19 protein-coding genes and 3 pseudogenes are annotated in these 21,046 nt (G+C 43.3%); 6 read left to right on the top strand and 16 right to left on the bottom strand.

Annotated features, from left to right (window positions below; all coding sequences use genetic code 11):
* Positions 1–40: 40 nt before the first annotated feature.
* The 4 genes from BJP34_RS48465 to zds form a co-directional block, all read right to left on the bottom strand.
* Positions 41–163: a hypothetical protein gene (locus BJP34_RS48465; protein WP_267876496.1), complete on the bottom strand. Its 123-nt coding sequence runs from the start codon at positions 161–163 to the stop codon at positions 41–43.
* 2 nt (positions 164–165) lie between these two features.
* Positions 166–606 carry an SRPBCC family protein gene (locus BJP34_RS05890; protein ID WP_070391537.1) on the bottom strand — a complete coding sequence of 147 codons (441 nt, stop codon included), beginning with the start codon at positions 604–606 and terminating at the stop codon, positions 166–168.
* Between the two features lie 198 nt (positions 607–804).
* Positions 805–927, bottom strand: a complete 123-nt coding sequence (locus BJP34_RS48460; RefSeq protein ID WP_267876495.1) for a hypothetical protein — start codon at positions 925–927, stop codon at positions 805–807.
* A gap of 70 nt (positions 928–997) precedes the next feature.
* Complete coding sequence (gene zds / locus BJP34_RS05885; RefSeq protein ID WP_070391536.1) at positions 998–2,434, bottom strand: 9,9'-di-cis-zeta-carotene desaturase; 1,437 nt, start codon at positions 2,432–2,434, stop codon at positions 998–1,000.
* Here zds and BJP34_RS45435 point away from each other — a divergent pair.
* From BJP34_RS45435 to BJP34_RS05875, 3 genes are all read left to right on the top strand, one after another.
* A complete protein-coding gene (locus BJP34_RS45435) occupies positions 2,391–2,606 on the top strand; it encodes a hypothetical protein (RefSeq protein WP_229424514.1) in 216 nt (71 codons plus the stop codon). The two genes, zds and BJP34_RS45435, sit on opposite strands and share 44 nt — an antisense overlap.
* An 838-nt stretch (positions 2,607–3,444) precedes the next feature.
* The gene (locus BJP34_RS05880) at positions 3,445–5,016 is read left to right on the top strand and encodes a hypothetical protein (protein WP_070391535.1); all 1,572 of its coding nucleotides are present in this window, start codon (positions 3,445–3,447) and stop codon (positions 5,014–5,016) included.
* A gap of 126 nt (positions 5,017–5,142) precedes the next feature.
* Positions 5,143–5,472, top strand: a complete 330-nt coding sequence (locus BJP34_RS05875; RefSeq protein WP_070391534.1) for a hypothetical protein — start codon at positions 5,143–5,145, stop codon at positions 5,470–5,472.
* A 523-nt stretch (positions 5,473–5,995) separates the two neighbouring features.
* Here BJP34_RS05875 and BJP34_RS05870 read toward each other — a convergent pair.
* On the bottom strand, positions 5,996–6,253 hold the full coding sequence (locus tag BJP34_RS05870; protein WP_229424262.1) for a type II toxin-antitoxin system RelE family toxin: 258 nt from the start codon (positions 6,251–6,253) through the stop codon (positions 5,996–5,998).
* Between the two features lie 7 nt (positions 6,254–6,260).
* Positions 6,261–6,509: a type II toxin-antitoxin system Phd/YefM family antitoxin gene (locus BJP34_RS05865; protein WP_070391532.1), complete on the bottom strand. Its 249-nt coding sequence runs from the start codon at positions 6,507–6,509 to the stop codon at positions 6,261–6,263.
* 172 nt (positions 6,510–6,681) lie between these two features.
* Here BJP34_RS05865 and BJP34_RS05860 point away from each other — a divergent pair, with 172 nt between their 5' ends.
* The gene (locus tag BJP34_RS05860; protein WP_229424261.1) at positions 6,682–8,247 is read left to right on the top strand and encodes a Rieske 2Fe-2S domain-containing protein; all 1,566 of its coding nucleotides are present in this window, start codon (positions 6,682–6,684) and stop codon (positions 8,245–8,247) included.
* 109 nt (positions 8,248–8,356) lie between these two features.
* On the opposite strand, the gene BJP34_RS48455 is transcribed toward BJP34_RS05860, so the two are convergent.
* The 3 genes and pseudogenes from BJP34_RS48455 to BJP34_RS48445 all read right to left on the bottom strand — a co-directional run.
* Positions 8,357–8,986 (bottom strand): Rpn family recombination-promoting nuclease/putative transposase, encoded by a 630-nt coding sequence (locus BJP34_RS48455; RefSeq protein ID WP_267876494.1) that lies wholly within the window; start codon positions 8,984–8,986, stop codon positions 8,357–8,359.
* 68 nt (positions 8,987–9,054) lie between these two features.
* Positions 9,055–9,219 (bottom strand): annotated as a pseudogene (locus BJP34_RS48450) (PD-(D/E)XK nuclease family transposase); the annotation flags it as partial.
* Positions 9,220–9,358: 139 nt separating this feature from the next.
* Positions 9,359–9,538: pseudogene (locus BJP34_RS48445) on the bottom strand (PD-(D/E)XK nuclease family transposase); the annotation flags it as partial.
* A 265-nt stretch (positions 9,539–9,803) separates the two neighbouring features.
* Here BJP34_RS48445 and BJP34_RS05845 point away from each other — a divergent pair.
* Together BJP34_RS05845 and BJP34_RS05840 are read left to right on the top strand one after the other, a co-directional pair.
* On the top strand, positions 9,804–10,037 hold the full coding sequence (locus BJP34_RS05845) for a hypothetical protein (RefSeq protein ID WP_083305023.1): 234 nt from the start codon (positions 9,804–9,806) through the stop codon (positions 10,035–10,037).
* Between the two features lie 668 nt (positions 10,038–10,705).
* Entirely contained in the window at positions 10,706–11,695 is a 990-nt protein-coding gene (locus tag BJP34_RS05840) for a tetratricopeptide repeat protein (protein ID WP_070391529.1), read from the top strand.
* 9 nt (positions 11,696–11,704) lie between these two features.
* Here the strand turns inward: BJP34_RS05840 and BJP34_RS05835 are convergent, their stop codons facing one another.
* The 7 genes and pseudogenes from BJP34_RS05835 to xrtO form a co-directional block, all read right to left on the bottom strand.
* Positions 11,705–11,923 carry a hypothetical protein gene (locus BJP34_RS05835; protein ID WP_070391528.1) on the bottom strand — a complete coding sequence of 73 codons (219 nt, stop codon included), beginning with the start codon at positions 11,921–11,923 and terminating at the stop codon, positions 11,705–11,707.
* A gap of 88 nt (positions 11,924–12,011) precedes the next feature.
* Entirely contained in the window at positions 12,012–12,266 is a 255-nt protein-coding gene (locus BJP34_RS05830; RefSeq protein WP_149030822.1) for a hypothetical protein, read from the bottom strand.
* Between the two features lie 419 nt (positions 12,267–12,685).
* A pseudogene (locus tag BJP34_RS05825) lies at positions 12,686–13,746 on the bottom strand (ISKra4 family transposase).
* 384 nt (positions 13,747–14,130) lie between these two features.
* Positions 14,131–14,340 carry a hypothetical protein gene (locus BJP34_RS38825; protein ID WP_149030821.1) on the bottom strand — a complete coding sequence of 70 codons (210 nt, stop codon included), beginning with the start codon at positions 14,338–14,340 and terminating at the stop codon, positions 14,131–14,133.
* Positions 14,341–15,042: 702 nt separating this feature from the next.
* Positions 15,043–15,702 carry an ester cyclase gene (locus tag BJP34_RS05815; RefSeq protein ID WP_070391526.1) on the bottom strand — a complete coding sequence of 220 codons (660 nt, stop codon included), beginning with the start codon at positions 15,700–15,702 and terminating at the stop codon, positions 15,043–15,045.
* 397 nt (positions 15,703–16,099) lie between these two features.
* Complete coding sequence (locus BJP34_RS05810; protein WP_070391525.1) at positions 16,100–18,913, bottom strand: TIGR02921 family PEP-CTERM protein; 2,814 nt, start codon at positions 18,911–18,913, stop codon at positions 16,100–16,102.
* Between the two features lie 101 nt (positions 18,914–19,014).
* On the bottom strand, positions 19,015–20,766 hold the full coding sequence (gene xrtO, locus BJP34_RS05805) for an exosortase O (protein ID WP_070391524.1): 1,752 nt from the start codon (positions 20,764–20,766) through the stop codon (positions 19,015–19,017).
* Positions 20,767–21,046: the final 280 nt, after the last annotated feature.

Genomic DNA, 21,046 nt, shown 5'->3' with positions numbered 1-21,046 from the left:
GTACCTTATAATTATGAAAAACTCTGTCTCCTAATCATTACTATTGATAAAAATCTCCCGTTTCTCCCCATCTCCCCATCTCCCGTTTCTCCCCATCTCCCGTTTCTCCCCATCTCCCCACACTCCCCATCTCCCCATCTCCCGTTTCTCCCCATCTCCCCATTACTACCTTTTCACCTTCAAGGCATAATCCCGGAATCGTTCTAAATCTGCCTGGATAGTAGATTCAACTATATTACCTAAGAATAAGTTATCCATTAACTGACCAATAATGCCGGGAATGTCGTAAGCGATGGTCAGCTTAACAATACTGCTACCGTTACGGTCGTAGAAGCGGACTGCACCTCGATTGGGCAAACCATCTACTGATTCCCACTGAATAATCTGATGTGGGACTAATTTCACAATACGAGAGAGCCAGCTAAACTCAAAACCTGTACTAGCAAGTTTCCACCGGGATAAGTCAGGATCCTCTTTTAGCACTTCCACTGAGTCAATCCACTTCATCCACCGGGGCATTTGCTCTAAATCTGACCAAAGATCCCACGCTAACTCAATGGGAACTTCTACTTCAACTTGTACACTATGTTCCAGCCAATCAGACATGGGGTTTAATGGGTTCTTAAAGTATTATTTTTGACTTCGCTGCAGTTGTTAGGCAAAAGGCAAGAGGCAAAAGGCAAGAGGCAAAAGAAACAAGAATTGACCGCAACAATATCATAAAAGCGATGCAGTGAGGTGGAGATCCCCCCTAACCCCCCTTAGAAAGGGGGGAATAATAGCCCCTGCCCATGAACAAAAAGGCTATGGCTCTTCTAGCTTCCCCCTTCCGCGCGGGGGACGGGAGGGGTATCCCGACGGGGATTGGGGGGATTTATCCAAAATCCAGCCAGTATTGCCCATCTCCCCATCTCCCCATCTCCCCATCTCCCCAAACTCCCACTCTTTCCCTATTACCTATTACCTATTACCTATTACCTATTACCTATTACCTAGTTCAACTAACCAAAGACTCAATCGCCTTAGCAGCACGACGCCCGGATAGGGTAGCTCCTTCCATACTATCGATATAGTCTTGTTGGGTATAGCTACCGGCTAGGAAGAAATTAGGGATTGGGGTCTTTTGGTTAGGGCGATAGGGGTCCATGCCAGGGGCTTCCCGGTATAGAGACTGAGCGAGTTTTACGACACTAGACCAGGTCATGGTCAAGTCTCGTGAGGAGGGAAACAAGTTATGGACTTGGTGAAGCACATGTTTTGCGATCGCATCATTACTTTGTCGGATAAATGGGTCTCCTGGGGTTAGTACCAACTGCATCAGTGACCCTTCACCGGCTTTGTAATAGTCACCAGGACTAGTCAGTGCTAAATCAGCAAAGCAGGAAAAATCAGCATCGGGAGTATACAGTAGATTATCCATCCCTGCTGCTTCTTGGAGTTGCTGGCGTTTCTCGGCATCATGAAGCTCTGTGACCCAGCCATCAAATCGTAGTTGGACCGTGGCCACTGGTACCGTATCCAGCTTGTAGATATTATCGAAATCGGACCACTTGCGCCATGATTTCGGTAACAGCCGTTGAACACCAGGCACATCAACGGCACAGACATAGGCATCAGCGGTAATGGTTTCTTCGGTTTCCCCTTTGGCAATTACTAAACCAGTGACTCGGGTTTCCTCTGGGGTTTCCGTAAATAGAATTTCCCTGACTTGGCGGCGAGTGTGGATTTTTGCTCCTCTTTCCTCTAAATAGTTAATAATTGGTTTATGGAGGTACTCATGAGGAGAGCCTTCCAGCATTCGTAGTACCGATGCTTCGGTTCTAGCGGCAAATAACTGGAATATGGTTAGCATACAACGGGCAGAAATGTTCTCGGTATCAATGAAACCCAGAGCATAGGCAATAGGATTCCACATCCGCTTTAAACTACCGTCGGAACCACCATGACCGCGAAACCAATCAGCAAAACTGACCGCATCTAGGTCACGAATCGTTTTCATTGCGCCATCGAAATCTATCAAGCCACGCACCAGAGGGCTAATCCCCAGAGCAATGGAGTTTTGCAGCTTATCCTGGAGGGAGAGTTGGGAGGTGGTGAAAAACGCTTTTAGGCCATTAAAGGGAGCACCAGTAATGAAGCGAAAGTCTAGCTCACCCTTGCGTCCATCATTATTAATAAAGGTGTGAGTATGCTCCTTCAGGCGCAGAAACTGGAACGCTCCCACCTTTTTCATCAGCTCAAACAGGTTGTAATAGCAGCCAAAGAAGACATGCAACCCCATTTCGATGTGATTGCCATCCTTATCTACCCAGCTGCCCACCTTTCCCCCCACAAAGGGACGGGATTCAAAAATTTCCACCTCATGACCAGCATCCACTAACTCTACTGCTGTGGCCATGCCCGCGAGCCCCGCACCAACGATTGCTAAGCGCATTCTCCCTTATCCTTTCAGTTTCTTTACATATTTTAATATATTCTGGGAGTCGGGAGTCGGGAATCGGGAGTCGGGAGTCGGGAGATGTAGGGTGGGCAGTGCTTACTTTGCCGATGATCAGGTTTTCAATTGGGTACAACCACTGCCCACCAGAGATCACAGAGCAGAGTAGGGTGGGCAGTGCTGACCTTGGCGATGATCAGCTTTTGAATTAGTCCGCCAGCACTGCCCACCAGTGGGATCAATTGTGTTATGATTTAGAGAAGTAACTTTTTTTTTCCTTTTTTTGTTGGTGGTGGGCAGTGTTTTCCTCCGATGAAAAGCTAATCTGATCGGTTTTGAGCACAGCCTACCCCTACGCTCCTTAATATTCTTGAAAATTTAGTGCGTTCGCGTAGCTTGGCCGTAGGCCAATCGCGTTTGAGTGCAGCGGTGGGGTCTAATTTTAAAAATTAATACTTTCTTTTCAGTTGTTTATCAACTTCATCATCATTTTTTTTATCAATCAGTAATATTTCTAGAATTTCTTTTTTAACTTGGTAACTTAGCGCGTTTATCATACGTGATGAAGTACCTTCAATTTCAATTTTCTTCTCCCTGCTCCCTGCTCCAGGGTAAGCGCAAGAAAAAATGGCTCATAATGTGCATTGGCTGGATATCGGTTGATCGTGGCTCGAAACCCCTATAATCTCGTAGAACTGTACTCGCAATAGAGTTAATTTGTTGAGAATGACGCGGTCTTTTTATCAATAAGGATATGCTTATTCCTTCTTGCGCTTACCCTGGAAAATAATTGAGATTTGGGTATTGACAAAGGTGTAGGTTGGGACAGATAATTATTTACGGCGATTTTAACGTTATGGTTATTTATATTAAGGAGAAGTCAAACGCGAACAACTGTTATCGTCAATGTAAAAGAAAGGAGGTAAATACTAGATCAGACGACCGTTGGAAATTATGCCTGTTGAAGGCAAAAATTTTTACTTAAATGCAAAGGAGATATTCAATTAATGAGTATTCCGATTCAGGTTTCACCCGCGACGAATGATCTGACTCTGTCAAAAGATCAGACCTTCGCTGAAGTGGTGAAGGTGACTATCCCGAAATCTGGGATAGTCCCGAAAGTAGACGCCTATTTTCTCGCCGACACGACCAGTAGCATGAGGGATGCGATCGATGCGGTCAAAGTTGGTATATCGGGTGTTCTCACCCAAATTGGAGCACTAGGAGCCGATGTCCAGTTCGGGGTTGGCGAATACAAAGATTTTCCGGCTCCAGATTCTGGCAGACATCCCTACGCCTTCCTGCACCAGCATAGCCTGAGTGCCAACACAGCCGAGATCCAAGCAGCCATCGATACCTGGGAGGTCACTGGAGGTAGAGACGTTCCCGAGGCTCAGTTTTACGCCCTCGATCAGCTTGCCGAAGCACCAGGTGGCACGATTGGTTGGCGTGCTGATTCTCGGCGGATTATCGTCTGGTTTGGTGACGCAGCTGGTCACGACGCAGTATGCCAGCAAATATCCGGTCTATCCTACGACATCACCGAGGCATCGGTTACCGAAAAGCTAGTGGCAGAAAAGATCAAGGTGCTAGCCCTCAGTTTGAGCAGCACTGGTGCTCCGGCGGGGCTGGACGACGATCCCAAAGAGAAAGCTATAGGGTATCAGCCATTCTGCGGCGATCCGGGCGGCACCCCCGAACAAGGGACAAGGATCGCCAAGGCTACGGGTGGCAAAATTGTCCAAGATGTCAGTGCCAATACGATTGTGGAGACGATCAAAACTGAATTGGCCGCACAGATCACCTCAATCGGCAATGTCAGTCTGGTAGCCAGCGGTGCTACCGCACCATTTGTCGTGGCGATCGCACCTAGCGATGGTTATGGTCCCCTCAGTAGAGATCAAGACCATGAAATTAGCTTTAACGTTGACTGGATTGGCACAGTAGAAGCCACCTACGAGGAGCAGGTCTTTAGTGGCTCCCTTGATGTCATTGCTGATGGAGAAGTCGTTGGCGGCAAAACCGTTAAAATTACAGTAGAGGAAATTCCCATGCCACGCCCAGATGATCGTTCCGGTACCTGGATGTTAATTCACCAAGTGTCGGGTGCTTATTTCAGAGCTAATGGTGCGACATTGAACAACACCTGGAGAGTCGAGATCGCCAGACTACATAGTCCTGTTACTAACACAGGGAACATCGTACACCTGTGGAATCTAGTCAAGCAGACCGATGGAACTTACTTAATCCAAACCTTTGACAATGAATCGTCGGCTCGCCCCGATCCGTTGTATCTCCAAGCGCCAGATGACCCTGCGAGAGACGGATTCCCAAGGATGCAACGGCGCGATGAAAACAATAGTTTACAGTCCTGGGTACTTGTTCCAGTCAGCGCCGATCCCGACAATTACGCCATCCAAGCAAAAGATTTCCCCGAGTATGCCCTAGGGACTCATAACAATAACTCTTTTAACGGGGCGGAAGTTTTTGTGAGCATCAATCGCACCTGGGGGAAACCAACTTGGCATCACTATTGGCGACTGACCAACCCTCCCCCTGATGCTCAACCCTCCCCCTAATGCTTAGTGATTGCTCAATCAACCCGGTTCATCAAAGCATAACTCTCTTGTGTCACTCTCCTGGGGGGGCGACATGAGAGCTAAAAAGTAGACTGTATAAGCTTCATAGCTCTCATACCTGTCTTGATGCAGCTTTTTGATGTGTGGTCAACTCATACTAAAGATTGTGATGTTTGTCAAAATGCTCTGACCAATATCAATCGTGCTATGGTAATAAGTTATGGGGCGGCGGTGCTCTGTTTATTAATCGGAATAGTGATGGATGCCAGGGCTGTAGCATTTAAGATGGCAATGACTACAGATGCCGTGACTATATCTCCCTTCAAAGTAATACCTTCAATTGGATTATTACTAGGGATTGCGGGAGCAATTATTCTAGCAACCATAGGCTACTCATTGAAAAGGTTAAGTCGGTTGTTTTACGTTTATGAATTTGACCATTCCAAGAATGATTAGGTAAGTTATAAATGTAGGGTGGGCAGTGGTTACTTTCGTACCGGATCAGCTTTTTAATTGGTATCAAACACTGCCCAACAGTAGATGTAGGCTCGGCAGTGCTTAGCTTCGAGATGGTTAGCTTTTTAATTGGTATCAAGCACTGCCCACCAGTAGATGTAGGTTGGGCAGTGCGATCGCTTCGTACCGGATTAGCTCTTTAATTGGCGTTGCTGAATTAAGGAATGAATGCGCGATCATCTGGTTTTGGTCAAGCCCCCGTGGGTCCCCCAACTTTGCGGTGCGACCCAAGGGCGATTTACTCGCCCATTGGAAAGCGCACCGGGGGGGACTTTGAAAGTCTTTTTCCCCCCAAAATTGGGGGGCTAGGGGGGCAAAACCATACCCAGAATCAGCAACGCCCTTTAATTGGTATCAAGCACTGCCCACCAGCCCAGTGTTTAGATGTAGGCTCGGCAGTGCGTTCGCTTAGCGTGGCCGTAGGCCAATCGCGTTTGGGTGCGATGGGGTGGAATTGCAAAAATCAATACTTTCTTTTCAATTGTTTATAAACTTCATCATCATTTCTTTTATCAATCAGTAATATTTCTAGAATTTCTTCTTGAACTTGGTAAACAATGCGATATTCTCCACTATCGGCTCTGTAGTAAGAGTATCCCTTCAATTTTAAAGAATCAGGTGGGTAAGGATTACTCCGAAGCTCTGTAATTTTGGTAGCAATTTGTCTAGCATGCTTAGTTGTAGAAAGCTTTTTGATAAACTTTGCTGCTTGTCGTGACAAATTAACCCTAAGCATTCATAATATTCTCCAAAAGCTGATCACTTTCTGACAGCCCAATAAACCCTTCTTGTTGTGCTTGTTTAGCTTTAATAGCTATAAGTTCGTCTTCTAACTCTAATAACCTTTCAAATTCTTCTCTAGAAATAACAACAGCCACATTACGTCCTTTTTTAGTAATTTGTACTGGCTCTCTTCGAGCTAAATCTAACAGTTCACCAAAACGGTTTTTTGCCTCAGATGCTCCAAGGGTTTTCATCACTTTTTAGGGAAGAATACTAGACATTAAGTCTAATATAGCTATTTTAGCTAAAATAGTCAATAGCAGCCTGTGATCTAGGGTGGGCAGTGGTTCCCTTCGAGATGGTCAGCCTTTTAATTTGGTATAAAGCACTGCCCACCTGCCTCAGATTGAGTAGTTTCGGTAGATAATGATTGAAGTCAAGGCAAGCGCTGTTATCTTTGTGAACAAAGTATTCCCGAAAAGTATGACGATTGAAGCCAATTTAACTAATTTGAACGAAAGTATTGATAAGTCAAGGGAACAAGTTCACTTTAAAGAAGACGAAACATTTCAATGGACAAAGCAGTGGTATCCAGTAGCCGTTGTTGAATTCCTCGCGCCATCTCGTCCTCACAAAATACAGTTACTCGGTAAAAAGCTAGTATTATGGCGGGATGGGTCTGGTAAATGGCGTTGTTTTGAAGATTTTTGCCCCCATCGATTAGCTCCTCTTTCTGAAGGACGTGTGGAGTCTGATGGAACGTTATTGTGTGCTTATCACGCCTGGCGTTTCGATGCTCAAGGAAATTGTGTCAGTATTCCTCAATCCCAAGACCAGGAGACTGAAGTTAAAAACTGCTCGAATCCTAAATCCTGTGCTGTTGCCTATCCAACTCAAGAAAACCAAGGTTTACTATGGGTATGGCCAGAATCGGGAACCAAGGCTCAACAGGAAAGTCAGTTGAGAAAACCCCGTTTAATTCCCGAACTAGAATCAGATTCCGATAGAGTAGTCAAGCTATTCTGGAATATCCGCGACTTGCCCTATGGCTGGGACTTTTTCATGGAAAATGTTGCTGATCCTGCTCACGTACCGGTTTCCCATCACGGTATTATGGGTAGTCGTTATGAAGATGCCAAGTATTATGATATGCCTGGTCTTAGGGAAATATCCACTCAAGAAGGATTTTCCTTTGCTATTAACCCCACTGTTGAGACGTTAGCCGAAGCAGTTCATGACTTTCAACCGCCCTGTCATATGAGAATTGTTACCAGCTATAACGATGGCGGAAAATTAATCTTAGCATTATATGCTATTCCTACTCGTCCTGGCTGGTGTCGTCATATTGGTTGTCAGGTCTTAGTCAAGAATGAAGCGGGAAAAACACCAGAAGGATTAGGATTTTTTGCCTTACCAATGCCAATTTGGTTGGGTCATGTCTTGGCTTCAGTATTTTTGCATCAAGACTTAGTATTCCTTCACTACCAAGAAAAAACCTTGGCTCGACGACAACAGCAAGACTGGCTCAAGACAGTTTATACTCCCAATCCTCAAGACAAAATGGTAATCACGTTTCGTCAGTGGTTTAAAACGAGAGCAGGAGGTAAAATTCCTTGGGATTCAGGTATCAATGATCAACTTCCTAATGCTGAGTTAGATAAAACGCAGCTTTTTGATGTGTGGTCAACTCATACTAAAGATTGTGATGTTTGTCAAAAGGCTCTGACCAACATCAATCGTGCTATGGTAATAAGTTATGGAGCGGCAGCGCTCTGTTTATTAATCGGAATAGTTATGGATGCCCGGGCTGTAGCATTTAAGATGGCAATGACTACAGATGCTGTGACTATATCTCCTTTGAAAGTGATACCTTCAATTGGATTATTACTAGGGATTGCGGGAGCAATTATTCTAGCAACCATAGGCTACTCATTGAAAAGGTTAAGTCGGCTGTTTTACGTTTATGAATTTGACCATTCCAATAATGATTAGGTAAGTTATAAATGTAGGGTGGGCAGTGCTTAGCTTCGAGATTATTAGCTTTTTAATTGCTATCAACCACTGCCCACCCTAGGATTAATTTTATTAAAAATTTAGACTTTTAATTAGAGTGCTCTTGCAGCCAGTTGAGTAAGTCCTCACTGGTCTGAAAATCCCAGATTGATTCTGATAAACGGTTTAGGTCTTCGTTGGTCAAGGCTTCGATTAATGAGATTGTATTAATCGTTAGTTTCCCAAAGCGGCTCTCAAGCAGTCGCAATAGTAAATTTCTTTCCCCTTCTTCTCGTCCTTGCCTTTTCGCGAAACTCAATGCACCTCGCGCGTCTTCCAAGACCATTTCCTGTTTGCGGAGTTTTTCCACTTCTGACACACTCAACCCCGCTTGATTCGCTATGGTTAACGCTTTTTCCAGCTGTGGGATTTCCCTGAAGTTGTCAGGAATAATTTCTAAATTGGGCGCTTCTTTGATAAAATATATCCACTTATCTATCACACTTTCTAACTCTTCCAATTGCTTAGTAAATTTTGGAAGTTCCACAAACACCAGCTTGACTTCATTTTCCTGATAAGGTAAGTGGTTTTCTTCCTCTTGAAAGTAAAAACAGCTAATTACTTTATCGCTGGAAGGGAATAACTTAAAATCCGTGATAGTTAAAGCAGCGATGCAGCGCGGTCTTGGGGAGGCAGCGCGGTCTTGGGGAGCCAGTGCGGTCTTGGGGGTTTCCCCCATGAGCAACTGGCGTGGTCCCCCCCATGAGCGACTGCCGTGGTTTCCCCCATGAGCGACTGCATCAAGACAATGACTGGATTTAGATCGAAATATCCCTGTCCCAATTGCAGTTGATTTCCATAGGTTTTGCACAAGTTATAAACCACTCGCTTCTTGAAAGCTTCCACATTCCAGAGTTGCATCTCAATGATGACAGTTGTTCCATCCTCTAATACTGCCTTAACATCTAAATAGCGATGCAGCGCGGTCTTGGGGAGGCAGCGCGGTCTTGGGGAGCCAGTGCGGTCTTGGGGGTTTCCCCCATGAGCAACTGGCGTGGTCCCCCCCATGAGCGACTGCCGTGGTTTCCCCCATGAGCGACTGCATCAAGACAGTGTCTTTTAAATCCACTACATCACCGGCGCTATAAGGATCAATAATTTCTAAATCCTGGATGACAGAATTACCAGAGTATATCATAGCATTTAGAAAAGAAATCAGAATATCCTTACTCTGATCTGAACCAAATATTTTCTTGAAAGCAAAGTCAGTTTTAGGACTGATGAATTTCATGGTTTTATACCTTATTATAACAAAAAAATATATATAGTATTTTAACTAAGGTAGCAGGGAGCTTAGGAGCAGGAGTAATAAATGATAAAAGCTATAGCATTTATACAGTAAATATCAGATATATTTATATTTACTATTATTTAGTACCTATTTATTATTATAGCCATTTTCAATTTATTAATAAAAAAAAATTCCTAAATACCTTGACAATAAATTAATTTATGTATATATTAATAATATAAGCAGTTTTAAGGAATTACTACTGATGAATGACAACCTTCCACCCAACTCCGATGAAAATACCAACCCTGAAAACCCAGGTCGCAAACCTAAGAAAGTCAAGCACATCTTGATCGGTTCTCCTAAACAAGTTCGCAAAACAATTCATGCTATCTATTCCCTTAAATACGCCTATCCCGACGAGTGGAGCGCTTTCGAGCCTACCGGAAAATCTGGTCAGGTTATGACCTTTCTGATTCGATATTTATACCTAAACTAGGATAGTAAATTGCCAGGGCGTCGCCCTGGCGACTATGAATCGTGAAAATTGTTTTGTGGAGGGGTATACATCAGGATGAAGGATGAGTTGGGATGTAGTTACTTTCGAGTAGTTGCTGACTAATTCGATAGTTGATCAGTAGTAATTTAGAGTTGAGTGCAGCTCAGCTGTACTTGTGGAAGCTGACATAATAGAATTCGGTCAAGACTTGGGATTAACCAGACCTTGACCGAATTTTTTTTATTGATTTATTGGTATATATCCTGAGCACGCATTTTTATATATGTACTCAGATAATCTCCTCATAATTACCCTTAATCACAATCTGTCCACCCACACTTACCACGCCTACCATATTTAAAACACTTACCACACCTCCAATACTCTCGCCCCAAGTACTTGAGGCTTACATAATAGAATTTGCTCAAGAATTGGGGTTAACCAAAACTTGACCGATTTTTTTTATTGATTTATTGCTATATATCCTGAGCACGCATTTTTATATATGTACTCAGATAATGTCCTGATAATTACCCTTAATCACAATCTGCCCCATCTCCCCATCAATCTTCTTGATGATTGGTATTCAACCGGACTTGATCTAAGGCAGCCCCCCTGGTGCTTTTAAAGGACTTGCTTTTTTTGTGATCAACAAAAAACGACTAACAATGGACGAAATCTCAGAAACCGCTACCTCAGCTAATCCCTCATCCCAAGACTATCGCGAATTCTTGATGGAGGTATTGCTAGCGATCGCCCACAGCAATGGCGACCCCAAAGTTGTCTACCCACTCCTGCAAGCCAACCTAGACAAACTCGATCATAACTTTATCCATATCCTTCAAGCCTGGGCTAGTGCTAAATTCTCAGAAGCGGAACCAGAAACAGCAGAAGGCATTGCTAGAAATATTGGCAACTTCAGCAACCTGATCAAGAATTTTACACTGGGCAATAAAGCCAATAACGTGGAAATCGCTATGGCTGGTTACGAACAGCTGCTAACAGTTTTTACCCGTGAGAGTAACCGGGAAATTTGGGCAGTGATTCAAACCAATCTGGGCAATGCCTACTATCAAAGAATCCGCAACCACAGGGCTGAGAATATAGAACTTGCTATTGAAGCATACCAACGAGCCTTGTCAGTTTACACCAAAACAGACTTCCCCATCGAGTGGGCAATAACTCAAAACAATCTGGGCACAGCCTACCGTGATAGAATCCGCCACGACAGGGCTCAGAATCTCGAAAAAGCGATTGAAGCATACGAACTAGCATTGTCAGTTCGCACCAAAAAAGACTTCCCCGAAGATTGGGCAAAGACTCAAAACAATCTGGGCAATGCCTACAGTCAGAAAATCCGTGGTGATAAGCAAGAGAATCTGAACAAAGCAATTGCTGCATACCAACTAGCTTTGTCCGTTCGCACCCCAGAAGCAAATCCGATTAACTGTCTGACAACTTCCCGCAGCTTAGGCAACCTCCACTTCACCCAAGGTAACTGGCAAAAAGCCATCGATGCCTACGAACAAGGCAAAACTGCAGTGGAACTCATGCGGAGTTGGGCAATAAATGATCAACGCCGTCAAGAGATTAAGGCAGAGGCAATAGAAGTTTATCAAAAACTGGCGCAAGCCTATATAAATATAGGACCAATATAGAGGGCAAGCCTATAAAGCGATAGGGCGTTGCTGAATTACAGCAGTCGCGGCAGCAGTAGAGATGTAGGGTGGGCAGTGCTTACCTTCCCCATATTCACCTTTGACATTGTTATTTAGCACTGGCCACCAGCCCAGATATAGATGTAGTAGATGTAGAGATGTAGTAGAGATGTAGGGTGGGCAGTGCTTACCTTCCCCATATTCATCTTTGACATTCTTATCAAGCATTGCCCACCATCGGATTAATGTTATTAAAAATTTAGACGATTTTTATAGTTAATATCCTGTCGGTGGGCAGTGCCTAATAACTTGATATTCAGCTAATCTTATCGGTGTCAAGCACTGCCCACCCTAGGATTAATTTTATTCTTGAAAATTTAGTGCGATTGCGTTTGATTTGATGTAGAGATGTAGTAGAGATGTAGGGTGGGCAGTGCTTACCTTCCCCATATTCACCTTTGACATTGTTATTTAGCACTGCCCACCAGCCCAGATATAGATGTAGTAGATGTAGGGTGGGCAGAGATGTAGGGTGGGCAGTGCTTACCTTCCCCATATTCACCTTTGACATTGTTATTTAGCACTGCCCAGCATCGGATTAATGTTATTAAAAATTTAGACAACGAACGATTTTGATAGTTAATATTCTGTTGGTGGGCAGTGCCTAATAACTTGATATTAAGCTAATATTATCGGGAGCATGTCACTTATGCAGAGCATTTGTACTAGAGGTAGATTATCTGTTGTCTGCTTTATCTAAATAAAACATAAAAGAGACTGTTGATCGGCACTTATGTCCTACACTGTGAAGTGCGGAGCGATGTGCTATTAGTATTTTGAATAGAGTTGAATTTAATGGGCGAGTTCTATTATAATCCCTCAACTAGGCCAAATCTGTGAATAATTTCATGAGTTTTGGGATAATTCACAGGTCCGATAAGAGTGAGTTTTCTCGTTAGTTAATGAAGCGTGTTTTTACTGAAAACCTGCTTAAAGATTGTTATTGAGATAAGCACATCGATGTTTGAGAACTTGAGGCACATTTTCAGGTTTCCACTGTGCTCCAGAAATCTTCAGTCGTCGGTCAATTTGTTTAACTGTAGATTCAACAGCTCCTGAAGCAATGGAACAAATTGAATTCTCTTGATAGTATTTATAGTTAATAATACGCTCTCGATGATTCTGTAAATAATTACAGAAGTTTTCGGCTTGTTTTTTAGTCAAAGCAGAAATCAAGTTAAGAGTTTCATCAACGTTACCTAACCACAATAAACTTTTAGCTTTTTTCAATCTTTTCAGTGAACCACCGACCTTATGTAAATTTTCAACTAAGTGAAACCAATCAATAATTTCCCGTTTTTTTCCTGGACAATTAAATTGTTTAACAATATTCCAAATCCCAGGATGCCCGTCTCCCAGGCAATTCAGTGGGTTTGATAACCGTTGCTGATTCACCCAATTTATTAATTCCTCATTTTCTAAAAACCAAGCTTTTCTCGTGGATTTATTCACACAGATTGCCTTATAATCTTTCCAGAGACAAGGTTCTCCTTTTTTTGGCGTTCTTAACCTTACTTTTCCTCCATCTACACTCACTTCTTCAATATCTTTACTACAGTCATTGTCAGGAAATTTATAGCGATGTACTAGCCTTTGTTGTGTTTTGGCTGAGATTTTAATTCCTGTATAGTATTCAATATCTCTGGCAGCATTCTCATAAGATACATTGGCGCTTGCTCGAACACAACACTGCTCTAAACAGGGACTTATTCTTTGGTTAGTTTCGAGATTTAATCGGATGGCTTGCTTTTCGGTTATTGGTAGTTTTCCAATGATACTCTTTAATGTTCTCAGTCTTCCGGCCTCGGTTTTTGTCGTTTCTTTGATAAAAAAAAACCGATTTTTGGTGTGATCTAATCTAAAGTTTTCTCTCTCACAGTTTCTTCTATTCCCGCCATTGTGTCTAGTTTGGTCGGATCAGAGTCCTCATAAAGAATCTTGGCAATTGCTTGAAGATACTCGTTGAGCTCTTTTTGCTTTTCAGGGGTCATTTTGGGATTAATTCTTAATTTTTTAGGTAGCCAGACATAGATAACATCAATTTCATCATTTTGTCAAGTAGTTCATTTGTTCTGCAAGTTTGACCTGCTCCCATATTATCGGTGTCAAGCACTGCCCACCCTACGATTAATTTTCTGCCCAGCATCGGATTAATGTTATTAAAAATTTAGACGATTTTTATAGTTAATATTCTGTTGGTGGGCAGTGCCTAATAACTTGATATTAAGCTAATATTATCGGTGTCAAGCACTGCCCACCCTACGATTAATCTTCTTATTGAAAATTTAGTGCGATTGCGTTTGATTTGATGTAGAGATGTAGTAGAGATGTAGGGTGGGCAGTGCTTACCTTCCCCATATTAACCTTTGACATTGTTATTTAGCACTGCCCACCAGCCCAGATATAGATGTAGTAGATGTAGGGTGGGCAGAGATGTAGGGTGGGCAGTGCTTACCTTCCCCATATTCACCTTTGACATTGTTATTTAGCACTGCCCACCAGCCCAGATATAGATGTAGTAGATGTAGGGTGGGCAGAGATGTAGGGTGGGCAGTGCTTACCTTCCCCATATTCACCTTTGACATTGTTATTTAGCACTGCCCACCATCGGATTAATGTTATTAAAAATTTAGACAACGAACGATTTTGATAATTAATATCCTGTTGGTGGGCAGTGCCTAATAACTTGATATTAAGCTAATCTTATCGGTGTCAAGCACTGCCCACCCTAGGATTAATTTTCTGCCCAGCATCGGATTAATGTTATTAAAAATTTAGACAACGAACGATTTTGATAATTAATATCCTGTCGGTGGGCAGTGCCGAATATCAAGTTATTCAGCTAATCTTATCGGTGTCAAGCACTGCCCACCCTACGATGAATTTTCTTATCGGTGTCAAGCACTGCCCACTGCCCACCATCGGATTAATGTTATTAAAAATTTAGACGATTTTTAGAATTAATATCCTGTCGGTGGGCAGTGCCTAATAACTTGATATTCAGCTAATATTATCGGTGTCAAGCACTGCCCACCCTACGATTAATTTTCTGCCCACCATCGGATTAATGTTATTAAAAATTTAGACGATTTTTAGAATTAATATCCTGTCGGTGGGCAGTGCCTAATAACTTGATATTCAGCTAATATTATCGGTGTCAAGCACTGCCCACCCTACGATTAATTTTATTGAAATTTTAGTCGGTGGGCAGTGCCTAATAACTTGATATTCCGCTAATATTATCGGTGTCAAGCACTGCCCACCCTACGATTAATATTATTGAAATTTTAAGAGTGGAAGGGACAGCCTGATGTTAATTGCTTGAGAAACAAACTGTTATCGAAGAAATGCTCCAAGGAGACAATCTTCAAGTCTTCAGTAACCCGAGCAATACTGATGCCAAAAACTTCTATAGTTTCTCCTGTGGGTTCATGGCCTTTAAATGAACCGCTAAACGTCCCCCAATGCCGCCACTTAAAGGTGACATTAGGAGGTCCGGAAAGCACTTCCATCAGTTCCCACAGAAAGCCATTGGGAAAAGCATTATGGAAAATTTCGATGGATGATTCAAAGGTTTCCTCTGTTGAACGATAGTGTTCCGTATCCCCAAGAAATACGTTGTATGTGCCGATATCAGCAACAGTCTGGGCATTGTACTTTGGTCCACCGTTAGTGCTCATCCGAAACTGGTCGGCAACAATAGACAACCACTGCTCAGGATTAGCTTTATAAGAGGCTTCCATCTCGAAGGTTCTAACTAAGTTTTGGGCGATCGCTTCCAAAGACCCTTCTGGATGATTGAATTTACTCCCTTTCTTAAGAAATTCATTAGTTTCGGCATAATCAGGGCGTTTGCCCTCTCGCCATTCAACCCCAGCATCATTAGCGATAACTGTATCTCTTTGCTGCACCCAAAGAGGCAATCCTGTGGACTGACTATTACTCATTAAAGTGTCTCAGTTCAATTGATTAGAATTCCTCAACAATTTTGCTAAATAGTCTTCTTGCTACCATGGCAAGTACATAAAAATTCAACTATTTAAGAGGATTGTAATAGTAAACAATAAAATGAAATACTAAAATTATCAAATAATGTGATAAGGACTACAAACTAATGACTGCGATCGCATCTCCTGGTATGGAATCAGGGTTGGAATCAGCGGAGCGAGTTGCTGGAGAGATTTTGGCTCGTGTTGTCTGAAATAGTAAAAAGGACAAAGAGGCGGTGGTGCGTTACGGGGCTAGGTTTTTCAACACTGGGAACCGAGAAAATCAGGCCGATCCCGCCCCTAACGCACCCTACGCCACTTGCTAATTAATGATAAAACTGACAACTATTGAGGATTAACCGTCAACAGTAATTTTTTGCCGTCTACTAATAATCAAAAGTGCGATCGCACTGATCAAGATCAACATCCATACCTCCGGTTCAGGAACACCGGAAACAGTAAAGGGATTAGATGGCTGATTCAACTGTTCTTCCCCAGTTTCCACCTCTCGGTCAAAGCGATCGCTAGACGCTTCTGCTTCTTTGAGCATCCTTCGTTGCTGATCATTGACCAGTACAATCATGGATGAATAGGGACTAACTATGTCATAGGTCTTGGCTATGCCATGAATCCGATCCAGTTCTTCTAGAGAACCATTCAGGTTTCCACTCAACCCTAGGATAAGTTGCCTGGCCGCCAGTGGTTCAAATCCAGTTTCAGTAGTAGCCTCAGCTGTTCCTGATTCCATAAACCAAGCATAGCCATCCGCCACACTGACCACCGATGACCCCAAGGCTTCTTGAGTGGCCATCCGCTGGATCACCCCTGGGATATCCGTAGAGACACCACCACCAGTATTTTGAATCAATTTTAGAATAGTATCATTGTAGGCTGAGGGTAATTGATTGCCTAAATGAACCATCCACAGGGGTGCAGCCACCACAGCCACATTTGTATTATCCTCAGATAACTCATAACTACCCTGATCAGTCACCAGTAATATCCCGTCATAAGGGGTATTGCCACGCAACTGTTCAAACTGTTGCAGCATCTGTTCAGGTTGGATAGAGCCATAAAAGGTGATCTCAGCAGGATTAAAATCACTCATATCATCAATCCGTTTGGCTTGATGATCGATCTTGTTATCTATTGCGTCAGTGATGTACAAATCCGCATCATTGTTAGTCAAGCTCTGATCAGCAAAACCCTGTTGTTGTAGCCAAGTGAATGTCTCTTTGACCTGGGATGCTTGAGCAGCCATACTCCTGGAACTATCGAGAATGACAGCAAACCGCTTATCCTTTAATGTCGAGAGGTTAGTGTTTCCTATTGCTGATTTCTGCAACAGGTCTAACGGTTTAGCTGAAATGCGGTAGCCATCCCCTAAATTCACCTGATGAACCATGGGTTGCTGGGTTTCATCTGCTGGTAAATATGCTTCTAACCACTGATCAGAAAAACCCCGTTTTACTTTACCATTGCGGATGCGCTTGGTGCGATTTGTCCAAAAGATATTCCGTTGTTCGTTTAACTCAGGTAACGGCCAACCCTTCTCTTGTCGCATCACCTTGTAGGTCAGCCACAGATGCATTTCCGTTGCGCGATCGCTACCATTTCTTTTCTCCCATGAGTATAGCGGAGGAGGAACTGGAAATGCTCTGAGACGATAATTCCGGGGTCCGACTTGCTCAAGCAGCGCTGGGTCAACAGGACGCACTCGCCTGACCTGGGAGTTGTAAACCTGTTGTGCAGCACCCCGTGGGGAGACTTGAAATGGAAAGCGCTGATTGCGGTCATCGGTTTCACCTAACCACAAGCCAGTAATCGCTGCCCCTTCTGGTAAGGAAAAATAGTAAAGTACTTCCTCAACATCAGTAGTTTTATTCTTATACACCTCGTAGATTTCTACATCTGCCCAATCCCCATGGGCATCTAAGGTTACCTCTTGCTTTTGCAGCCATACTCGTTTTTGATCGATATTCAACAAACCCGCCTTAGCTTGGTCAATAATCGCTGTAGATTGTAGGGCATGTTGAACAGCTTTTCGTTCAGCTTTCTGAAGTGGTGTATCAAAGAATTCCCCGTAAAGCTGTTGAGCTTTTTGGACATCGTCTCGGGAGCCCTTATACAAAAACGGTGACATAACCAGATTGTAGCTATTTTGTAAGAATTCACATAGGGAATCTGGCAGGTCAAACACATCTTTGTACATGGCGTAGATATGGTTATTCTCGTCTCGGCTACTCAGATACCGATAGGGGAACAAATTGGCATTAACTAACCCCGTGCGAATTACATCAGACTTAGCTATCAAGGCTTGGCGATCGCTATTCGTTTTTGGGTAATTTTCTAGGAGCTTAAATGCCTCAACTTGAGCTTGTACATTCAAGGAAAAGAACAGTATTATCCAGACAGTAACCACAGCTACTGCCCCTTGAATCGCCCGGTTGCGCCCATACTGTCTGGCAAAAGCCCTTAAGATACGCTGTCCAGAATGAACATAAAGGGCTGTAAATGCTGAGGGCATTCCTAGAAATAGGGTAAAGCTAAAGCCATATAGGAGTAATATTAATAAACCGATTATATTAATATAGCTCCATGATAACCACAGATTTTCTAGCCATTGGAATTTGAAAAAATTTTGGATCAAAACACCAGCAGCAGGAACAACATAAAAAAACAGCAACAATCCTACATAACTACTAATCAAAACCATCAACGTGTGAGCAATTAATTGTAGCCATGCTACTGGTTTACGATTAGGATCATATCCCCATACTACTTCGGCAGCAAATGCCAGGATACACACCAAAACTGTACCCAATACTAAGGTGCTAACACTGGTAAATTCTCGGATCAAGAACAAACGAATCAGGCACCAAGCAAACAAGGGTGCTTCCACACCATAAAACAAGCGCATTAACTCCCTTGGTTGCTTCCTCAGAGGCCAAGCACCAATTACAGTACAGACAGTTGGTACTGCAATTAATGCTACAAAGGTAACCAAGAAATCAACCGGAACAGTACCATCAACGGTCGCCCGGATTAAGGGAATACCAATAATTGGCAAGATGCCAATATAGACAACTGTGATAAACATCAGATTCCACAGCCAAAAAATACTGTGAAAACTGACATCAAGGATTTGTTTTAGAGATTTGTAATTCATTGTATTGCTCTATCAGCTATCAATTCTCAGCTATCAGCTATCAGCTATCAGCTATCAGCTATCAGCTATCAGCTATCAGCTATCAGCTATCAGCCATTGGCCTACGGCCAAGCTACACCGAACAGCTTTTGAATAAAATAAGCTGACCGCTGACCGCTCACCGCTGACCGCTGACTGCTGACCGCTGATGTTAAGCTTTGATGAATAGCATCATGGATAGTGCTAGCAAAAGTCTGAATCTCAGCACTATCGGGATTGTGTTCACTATCGAACAGGACAGAAACTAGCACCCAAGTCTTGTTGCGATGGGCGATATAATCCCAGATTCGGGATAAGAAATCATCTGTAGTGCCCTGGGGTGATTGAAACCAGTAGGTTGCTGAACGTTTGCCGTCTTGTAGAGATAGCCACCGTGCCTTTACTGACTGATTGAGCAAGGTTGGCTTAATCGAATCTACCTTAAAACCATTGCCTACCAAACATAATTCTGGCGGATGGTGAGCTTGCCAAGCACTACTGGCCACCAATAGCATTGAACCGGAGAGATTGCCATAGACAAACCGTTGCTTTTGAGCAATAGGTAAGGCAGGATTATCAAAAAATCGTTGTTCAGCGTCCGTTAGAGGTAGGGGTTCAGATACCAGTTGCTGGGGTAATTGAATCGATGCGATCGCATTTACCTTCTGTTGAATTGGTTGAATTTGACCTACCACTGCTAGAGCTATAACTACAATCAGCAGCCAAGTGATACTCTTGGACTTTTGCTGAAACTGATAGCTGATACCAGTCTTACAGCCGTTTTCAGATGGATTGACCTCACTACCTTTAGCTGCAAGCCCCCTAAATCCCCCAATTCTGGGGGACTTTAACTCAATTTCCCCCCAATTTTGGGGGGCAGGGGGGCGAAATCCACTTAATCGTGTAAGTCCTTGTTTCTTATCCTTACCCAGCAATGACAAATCCCTAAACACAGTTGTGGCCAACATCAAACCCCCGGAATTCTGAGGAACGGTTTGCAGCAGCATCCAACTGAAGGCACAAGCTAAGATAAAACCAATCAGTCCGAGAGGTAGATGTAGCACTTCAGCAATTTGTTGTTGTTGCCAGACTTCTATAATCATGACTAACAGCAGCACCCGGATTGTATTAGCGATCGCTAACAGCACAAGATTTGCAGTACAAACCAGTAACCAACGTATTCCCAGCTGACGACGTTCTAACCAAGTTGCTGCCAGTAAAAACAAAGTCCCTGTCCACAAACTTTTCAGACCACTGCAGGGCAAATCTACCTGAGCAATCCCGTTTTCCATGACAATAATGTCGTGGGAGGAGATAGCTACAATGTGCCAAGCTGACAGCATCTGTTCCACAGCATGAGCAGTGATCACCCTTACTGGAAAACCCAAACCGCTGTTAAACTCAGTGCTGAAAGGGACAACACAGGCAAGTAAAATTGCAGCAGGTAACCCTTTACGCCAAAGGGATGGTGGGATAAACAAGCCCCATAACCCATAGCTACCTAGTAGGAATAGGAGTAAGTTGAGTTGTGGGAGATACACCAACCACCTGAATGCGATCGCACTAATCCCAGACCCTAACATTAGCAACAGGGGATAGAGTCTTAAGGTGGGAGTTCCTGACACAGTTATAATTAAGCGATCGCGCCATAGCTGTACCAAACAAGCCATGAGCACAACACCGATTAGCATCAGATTTAGCAGTGATGCGTACTTAAATGACTCAAATAGCCATTGCAGTGCCCAGATATTCCCCAAAAGCCAAGCCACTACCAGCACGATGGTGCTGGCGAGGTTTTGACCTCTGGGGGGATCTGAATTCATCCCAGCTGTCATAACAAGTTTCTCCTTCAGAGAAATAAAGTTTGCTAAAAAGGACTATCTATCGGGAGCCGTCACTTATGCAGAGTATTTGTAAATAAAGCTATAGCCCTCTTATGGGTTTTAGCTTGCTGTGATAGTACATAGTTCATAGGTTCTGCCACTGTGACCGTAAGCAGTCAGCGCTCAGCAGTCAGCAGTCAGCGGTCAGCTTAAAATAAACCTATGCAGGCCTATGGCCACGCTACGCAAACGGGAAAATTTAATAGTTCGAGATTAATGAGAATTGAAAGTC

The sequence above is a fragment of the Moorena producens PAL-8-15-08-1 genome (genome assembly GCF_001767235.1).
In the GTDB taxonomy this organism is placed as follows: Bacteria; Cyanobacteriota; Cyanobacteriia; order Cyanobacteriales; family Coleofasciculaceae; genus Moorena; species Moorena producens_A.
Note: the sequence above shows the minus strand (reverse complement) of the source record. Positions and strands in the feature narration are given on the sequence as shown.